The sequence below is a fragment of the Variovorax paradoxus genome (genome assembly GCF_000834655.1).
Lineage (GTDB): Bacteria > Pseudomonadota > Gammaproteobacteria > Burkholderiales > Burkholderiaceae_C > Variovorax > Variovorax paradoxus_F.
The window spans coordinates 77,546-84,430 of sequence record NZ_JXQQ01000043.1 but is presented as its reverse complement, the minus strand read 5'-3'; the positions used below and the strand labels follow the sequence as shown (position 1 = coordinate 84,430).

Sequence of the window (6,885 nt, the reverse complement as noted above, 5' to 3'; positions counted from 1 at the left end):
GCAATCGGCTACGTGCACAACCTGTCGAAGCGCACGGCTCTGTACGCAACGATCGCTCGCGTGCGCAACAAGAACGGTGCAGGTCTGACCGTTGGCGGCCCTTCGTTCGTGACCGCCGGTGGCTTGACCCCGAAGACCTCGACCGGCTACGACTTCGGTCTCCGTCACGCCTTCTGATTGCGATTTGATCCCGATGCTGGCCCAGGCCAGTTCGAATCCGCAAATGCTCAAGTCGCCCGACTCACATCGGGCGACTTTTTGTCCTTCTTCAACTCACTCGACTCCGCCTGCTCTGCAGCAGCCCCACATTCATTTCTCCGCTCAGCACCGACGCGTAGAAACGCTCCACCATGTTGACGCTCGTCCGCGCATTGCGCGCCAAGGTCAGCATGTCGATGCCTTGCCCATACAAGAGCCGCAACGTGATCGCGGTGTGTCGCAGGCAATAGAGCGTCCTCGACTGGCCCAATGGTCCTTTTTCAAGGCCGGCCTTCTCGAGCACCCAATGAAAGAAGAAGTTGAGCACCGCCAGCGCGTGTTCTCGGTTCTTCAAGTGCGGCATGAAGATGTAGTCCTCGGCACCGCCGTGGCCATGCTCGCCGCGATGAGCGAGCAGACATTCATAAACCCGCACAGCCGGACGCAAGCTCACGATGGGCTGGCTGTGCCGCTTGGTCTCCGGCAGATTCATTCGCAAATAGACGTGCTTGCCGCGCACGACCTCGATGTGCTTGTGCTTCATGAGCTTGATGTCGCTCGGACGAACGAAGGTGTTCACCATCCAGCGAATCAGCCAAGGCAGTTCTTCCGGCATGACAAGAAGTTCACGTGCAATCCAGAAGCGCTCTCCCGAGTTCAAGGTGTCGAGCACAGGGTGCGAATGCCCGCGCAAACTGCGCGCAGTTGCAACGATCGTTCGGTATTCCGAAACGCTGAAGCTTCCACGCGGCTGGCTGCGCACCTTGACCTTCGGAAACGGCGGCGCCTCGCGCAGCACACCGGTGTGCACGCCATGCATCACCACCTTTCGCAACAGCACCAGGTACTGCGCAATCGTCGTGCTGGTGAAACCCTGCTCACCGAGGTGATCGATCAGTCGCTGCACATCGGATGTGGCAATCGACTGCGCAGGCAAATCGCCCAGCAGCGGAACGATGTGTGCACGCAATCTGTTGCCCATCACTTGCCAAGTGGGGCGTCCGATTTCTCCTCGCTGGACGCGCGCCGCTTCGGCTTTCATCAGTCCCTTCGAAAGGTCACTGACAAAAACTGATAACAAATTTTGCTCAAACGTAATTTCATTTGCAGGCGTATGAATTGCGGAATAGGTGCGCGCAAAAAAACCAGAATCATTTGCTGCCGGCACGCTATTGAAGAGAGTTATGACATTTGTGTCCATGTCATATCTCGCAAGCAATCTCGATACCATTTATCATCATGGGTGAACAAATGAAAACTCCCTTGGAAAAAGCTACGCACACGGCATTTGTACCGGCGCAATTGACGCCCGCCGACTATCTCAGAAAAATTCTCAACGCCCGGGTTTACGACGTCGCTGTCGAGTCCGCGCTCGAGAAGGCACGGGCGCTCAGCGAGCGCCTTGGAAATACCGTTTTGCTCAAGCGCGAAGACCAGCAGCCGGTATTCAGCTTCAAACTTCGCGGCGCATACAACAAGATGGCGCATTTGAGCGCCGCGCAATTAGCGAGCGGCGTGATCTGCGCCTCGGCCGGCAATCACGCGCAAGGCGTCGCCCTCGGTGCGCGCAAGCTCGGCACCCGCGCGGTGATCGTCATGCCGGTGACCACGCCCAAGTTGAAGATCGACGCCGTGCGCGGATTCGGCGGCGAAATCGTCCTGCACGGCGACAGCTATTCCGATGCTTACCTGCATGCCCTCGAATTGCAGAAACAGCAGAACCTGACGTTCGTCCATCCTTTCGACGATCCGGACGTCATCGCGGGCCAGGGCACCATCGCCATGGAAATCCTGCGCCAGCACCAGGGCCCGCTCGATGCGGTCTTCGTTGCGATCGGCGGCGGCGGGCTGATCTCCGGCGTGGCCAACTACATCAAGGCCGTGCGCCCCGAGATCAAAGTGATCGGCGTGCAGATGAACGACTCCGACGCGATGATGCAATCGGTCGCTGCCCGTCAGCGCGTGAACCTGCCCGACGTGGGCCTGTTTTCCGACGGCACCGCCGTCAAGCTGGTCGGGGAGGAAACCTTCCGCATCGCGAGCGAACTGGTGGACGAATACATCGCCGTCGACACCGACGCGGTCTGCGCCGCCATCAAGGACGTCTTCGTCGACACGCGCAGCATCGTCGAGCCGGCGGGCGCGCTGGCCGTGGCCGCGATCAAGCAATACGTGGCCGACCATGGCCGCCATGGCGAGACCTACGCCGCCATCCTGTGCGGCGCCAACATGAATTTCGACCGGCTGCGCTTCGTGGCCGAACGCGCCGAGGTCGGCGAGGAACGCGAGGCGCTCTTCGCGGTCACCATTCCCGAGGAGCGCGGCAGCTTCCGCCGCTTCTGCGAGCTGGTGGGCGAACTGCCCGCGAGCGATGCCAAGGAATCCGGATCGACCGGCGGCGCGTTGCGCAACGTGACCGAGTTCAACTACCGCATCAGCGACGCGGCCAAGGCGCATGTGTTCGTCGGCCTCACGACGTCGGCGCGCGGCGAATCGGCCGTCATTGCCCAGAGCTTCATCGATCACGGCTTCGACGCGCTCGACCTCACGCACGACGAGCTCGCCAAGGAGCATCTGCGGCACCTGGTCGGCGGGCGCACAGGCCTCGCGCACGACGAGCGCCTGCTGCGCTTCGTGTTCCCCGAGCGTCCCGGCGCGCTGCTCAAGTTCCTGAGCCTGATGCGGCCGAACTGGAACATCAGCCTGTTCCACTACCGCAACCAGGGCGCCGACTACGGCCGCATCCTGGTCGGGCTGCAGGTGCCGGCCAGCGATGCAGCTGCCTTCGATGCATTCCTCGAAAACCTGGGCTACCCCTACGTCGAGGAAACGGCCAACCCGGCCTACCGGCTGTTCCTGCAAGCCTGAAGCGCGGCCATCGCGAACAACAAAAAAGCCGGCATGCAGCCGGCTTTTTCAATTCATGCGTGCATCGCGCTACTGCGCGGCCGCTTGCGCCGGCGCCTGCCCTTGCGGCGGTTGTTGCTGCGACGTGTCGGGCTGAGGTGTCGGGGGCGGCGTCACCACAGTAGGCATGGTGGACGGCAACACCCCGGCCACCCGCTGTGCCGGCACCGGTGCGGGCGACACGCCGGAGATCGGCGGCGGCGGCAAGCCCACGCTGATCGGCGCGCGCACCGGCAGTTGCAGCGTGAACGCTGGCGGTCCATCGACCTGCGCACCGAGCGTCGCGGCGCGCACGCCCACCGACTGCAGCACGTAGTTGTCGCCGACGCGCGAGCCGACGCGGAATGGCTTGGGCGGCTTGCCGTCGATGGCGATCAGCGCGGCGCCCTGGTTCGACGGATCCGCCACCACGCCCACCAGCGCGAAGCGGCTGGCCGCCTCGGGGGCGGCAGGCGCGGCGGCCTGCGCGGAGACCACGCCGAGCAATCGCCCGACCGCCTCTGCATCCGCCGTGACCGAAGGCCGCGGCATCGCGGCCGCGGCGGCCACCGCGTCGGCCGGCGAGGACAGGCGCAAGGCCCAGAACACCGCGGCGCCAGCGGCCAGCGCCCAAAGCCCCGTTGTTGCAAGTGGGGCATGCCAGCGGGCGGCGGAGTAAGGACTTGTCATGGGCGCGGATTATCATGCAGCGCGCTTTCCGAATCATGTCGCCCAACCTATGAACAAATTCCTTCGTGCCGCTTCCCGGACCGCCCAGCGCGGCTTCACGCTGATCGAACTGATGGTGGTGCTGGTCATCATCGGCGTGCTCGCCGCGCTGATCGTGCCGAACGTGATCGAGCGCGCCGACGACGCCCGCGTGACCGCCGCCCGCACCGACATCAACAACCTGATGCAGGCGCTCAAGCTCTATCGCCTGGACAACCAGCGCTACCCGACCGCCGAACAGGGCCTGCAGGCGCTGCTGACGCGCCCCACCGTCGGTCCGGCCGCCCCGAACTGGAAGCCCTACGTCGAGAAGCTGCCCAACGATCCGTGGGGCCACCCCTACCAGTACATGAACCCGGGCATCAAGGGCGAAATCGACGTGCTCTCGTTCGGCGCCGATGGACAGAACGGCGGCGAGGGCAAGAATGCCGACATCGGCAGCTGGCAATAGCGGCAACGCCACGGCGCGCGGCTTCACGCTGCTCGAGCTGATCATCGTGATCGCGATCATCGCGATCGCCACCGCCAGCGTGAGTTTTGCCATGCGCGACAGCAGCGCCGCCAAGCTCGACCGCGAAGCCGACCGGCTCGCCGCCCTCCTCGAATCCGCCCGCGCCCAGTCGCGGGCCAGCGGCGTCGCCGTGCGGTGGCGCCCCGTCGAAGGCAGCTTCGTCTTCGACGGCCTTCCTGCCGATGCGATCCCCAGCGGGTGGGTCGCCGAAGGCATCACCGCACAGGCTGCGCTGGGCAACGGCACGCTGGTTCCGGCGCTGCAGCTGGGGCCCGATCCAATCATCGCGGCGCAACAGATCACGCTCTATTCCGCCGGCCCGCCCGCGCGCGCGCTGCGCATCGCCACCGACGGGCTGCGCCCCTTCACCGTCTTCCCCGTGCCATGAGACTGCGGCGCCGAAAAAGGGCATCGGCCAACGGCGGCTTCACGCTGATCGAAGTGCTGATCGCGCTGGGCATCGTCGCGCTCGCGCTGGCCGCGGGCTCGCAGGCCACCATGTCGCTCACGCGCAATGCGCAGCGCCAGTCCGACCTCGTGCTGGCGGACCTCTGCGCCGAAAACGAACTTGCCAAGGCCCGCCTCGCACGGCAGATGCCGGCCGTGGGCGACTCGGGCTCCATCTGCGTGCAGGCGGGCGTCTCGTTCAACGTGACGACCTCGACCGTGCCCACGCTCAACCCGAACTTCCGGCGCGTGGACGTGCAGGTGCGCGACGAAGGCGATGCGCCGATCCTGCGCATCTCGACCGTGGTGGGGCGCTTCTGATGAAGACCCAGACGTCGCGCGGCTTCACGCTGATCGAGCTGCTCGTGGCCATCTCGGTGATGGCCCTGCTCTCGCTCGTGAGCTGGCGCGGCCTGGACAGCATGTCGCGCGCCACCACGCAGAACCAGCAGCGCGCCGACGCCATCCTGACCCTGCAGGCCACGCTTGCCCAATGGGGCGCCGACCTCGACGCGGTGACCTCCATCGCGCAGACCCGCCCCATCGACTGGGACGGCAACGTGCTGCGGCTCACGCGCCGCGGCAGCGACCCGATGGCGCCGAGCATGCAGGTGGTGGCCTGGACGCTGCGGCCGGGCGTCGAAGGCCCGCGCTGGCAGCGCTGGCAGTCGCAGGCCTTCACCACGCGCGGTGAATGGCAGCAGGCCTGGAACCTCGCGGCCTCCTGGGCGCAGGACGGCGGAACGCAAGCCGGCGGCTACAACGACGTCGCGCTGATGCCCACCAGCAGCTGGCAGCTCTATTACTTCCGCGACAACAACTGGACCCCCGCGAGCTCGCTGCCTCCGACGCCCGCCAATCCGGCCACCCCCGCCGGCCCGATCGTCAACATGCCCGACGGCGTGCGCCTGGTGATCAGCCTGCCGCCGGGCAACGGGCTGTCGGGCACGCTCACGCGCGACTGGGTCAAGCCGATCGTGGGGGGCGCGCGGTCATGACGAGACGCGCTCCTGCATTCGCACGCCATGCATGCCGCCAGTCCGGCGCCGCACTGCTCGCCGCGATGCTGACCGTGATGCTCGTGGCCACCTTCTCCGCGGCCGCACTCTGGCAGCAATGGCGCGCGGCCGAAGTCGAAGGCGCCGAGCGCGCGCGCGTGCAGGCGGCCTGGGTGCTGATCGGCGCGCTCGACTGGTCGCGCCTGATCCTTGCCGAGGACGGCCGCGCCGGCGGCCCCGACCACCTGGGCGAACCTTGGGCGGTGCCGCTCGAAGAGGCGCGGCTCACCAGCTTTCTCTCGGCCGAAAAGAACGTGGCGAGCGACAACCTCGAAGGCCTGCCCGACGCCTTTCTTTCGGGCCGGATCGTCGATGCGCAGTCCAAGCTCAACGTGCTGTCGCTGGTCGATGCGGGCAAGCCGGTGCCGGCCAGCGTCGCGACGTTCACCCGGCTCTTCAACCTGCTGGGCCTGCCGGCCTCGGAACTCGCGCAGATGACGACCGGGCTCACCAGGGCGCTGTCCACCGGCACCGACGAGGCCTCCGGCGGGGGCGACGCCGGCAATGCGCCGCTGATGCCGCAAGAGGTCTCGCAGCTGGTGTGGCTCGGGCTCTCGCCGTCGACGGCCGCGGCCATCGAGCCCTACGTGACGGTCCTGCCGGTGCGCACCACGCTCAACCTCAACACCGCGAGCGCCGAGGCCATCAGCGCCAGCATGGAGAACCTGCCGATCGCCAGCGCGCGGCAACTGGTCGAGAAGCGCACCCGCTCCTATTTCAAGACCATCGACGAGGCCAACGCCGGGCTGCCCAGCGGCGGCTCCCGCTTCAATGCCGCCCAGCACGGCGTAGGCACCCAGTACTTCGAGGTCTATGGGCGATTACGCCTGGACCGCACCTGGGTCGAGGAGCACTCGCTCCTGCAGCGAAACGGTGTCACGGTGACGACGGTCTGGCGCACCCGCGGCGCCGGCGCAACAACCTCTCCGGCTAAACCCTGAGTGTTGTTTACATATATTGATCAAAAAGCCTTATAACGCCCGTCACATCTGTCAACTATGCTATTTAAACAATAGCAATCGACTGTCAGACGCCCTCCTACAATCACCGGCTTTT

The 6,885-nt window shown here is 65.7% G+C and carries 8 protein-coding genes and 1 pseudogene; 7 read left to right on the top strand and 2 right to left on the bottom strand.

Annotation, left to right across the window (positions count from 1 at the left end):
- Positions 1 to 177: pseudogene (locus RT97_RS33870) on the top strand (porin); the annotation flags it as partial.
- A 91-nt stretch (positions 178 to 268) separates the two neighbouring features.
- On the opposite strand, the gene RT97_RS18405 reads toward RT97_RS33870, so the two are convergent.
- Positions 269 to 1,399 (bottom strand): hypothetical protein, encoded by a 1,131-nt coding sequence (locus RT97_RS18405; RefSeq protein WP_042580249.1) that lies wholly within the window; start codon positions 1,397 to 1,399, stop codon positions 269 to 271.
- A gap of 50 nt (positions 1,400 to 1,449) precedes the next feature.
- Between RT97_RS18405 and ilvA the strand changes: the two genes are divergently transcribed.
- Positions 1,450 to 3,066, top strand: a complete 1,617-nt coding sequence (gene ilvA, locus RT97_RS18400; RefSeq protein ID WP_042580248.1) for a threonine ammonia-lyase, biosynthetic — start codon at positions 1,450 to 1,452, stop codon at positions 3,064 to 3,066.
- Between the two features lie 69 nt (positions 3,067 to 3,135).
- Here the strand turns inward: ilvA and RT97_RS18395 are convergent, their stop codons facing one another.
- The gene (locus tag RT97_RS18395) at positions 3,136 to 3,774 is read right to left on the bottom strand and encodes a type II secretion system protein N (RefSeq protein ID WP_042580247.1); all 639 of its coding nucleotides are present in this window, start codon (positions 3,772 to 3,774) and stop codon (positions 3,136 to 3,138) included.
- A 49-nt stretch (positions 3,775 to 3,823) separates the two neighbouring features.
- On the opposite strand from RT97_RS18395, the gene gspG reads away from it, so the two are divergent.
- Genes gspG through gspK form a run of 5 tightly spaced genes read left to right on the top strand, consistent with a single transcriptional unit; the run spans position 3,824 to position 6,770 of the window.
- On the top strand, positions 3,824 to 4,264 hold the full coding sequence (gene gspG / locus RT97_RS18390) for a type II secretion system major pseudopilin GspG (RefSeq protein WP_042580246.1): 441 nt from the start codon (positions 3,824 to 3,826) through the stop codon (positions 4,262 to 4,264).
- The gene (locus tag RT97_RS18385; protein WP_042580245.1) at positions 4,239 to 4,712 is read left to right on the top strand and encodes a prepilin-type N-terminal cleavage/methylation domain-containing protein; all 474 of its coding nucleotides are present in this window, start codon (positions 4,239 to 4,241) and stop codon (positions 4,710 to 4,712) included. The genes gspG and RT97_RS18385 overlap by 26 nt, the downstream gene beginning before the upstream one ends.
- On the top strand, positions 4,709 to 5,092 hold the full coding sequence (gene gspI / locus RT97_RS18380) for a type II secretion system minor pseudopilin GspI (RefSeq protein ID WP_042580244.1): 384 nt from the start codon (positions 4,709 to 4,711) through the stop codon (positions 5,090 to 5,092). The genes RT97_RS18385 and gspI overlap by 4 nt, the downstream gene beginning before the upstream one ends.
- Positions 5,092 to 5,769, top strand: coding sequence for a PulJ/GspJ family protein (locus RT97_RS18375; RefSeq protein WP_042580243.1), 678 nt, complete (start codon positions 5,092 to 5,094; stop codon positions 5,767 to 5,769). The genes gspI and RT97_RS18375 overlap by 1 nt, the downstream gene beginning before the upstream one ends.
- Complete coding sequence (gspK, locus tag RT97_RS18370) at positions 5,766 to 6,770, top strand: type II secretion system minor pseudopilin GspK (protein ID WP_042580242.1); 1,005 nt, start codon at positions 5,766 to 5,768, stop codon at positions 6,768 to 6,770. Before RT97_RS18375 ends, gspK begins: the two co-directional genes overlap by 4 nt.
- Positions 6,771 to 6,885 lie beyond the last annotated feature (115 nt).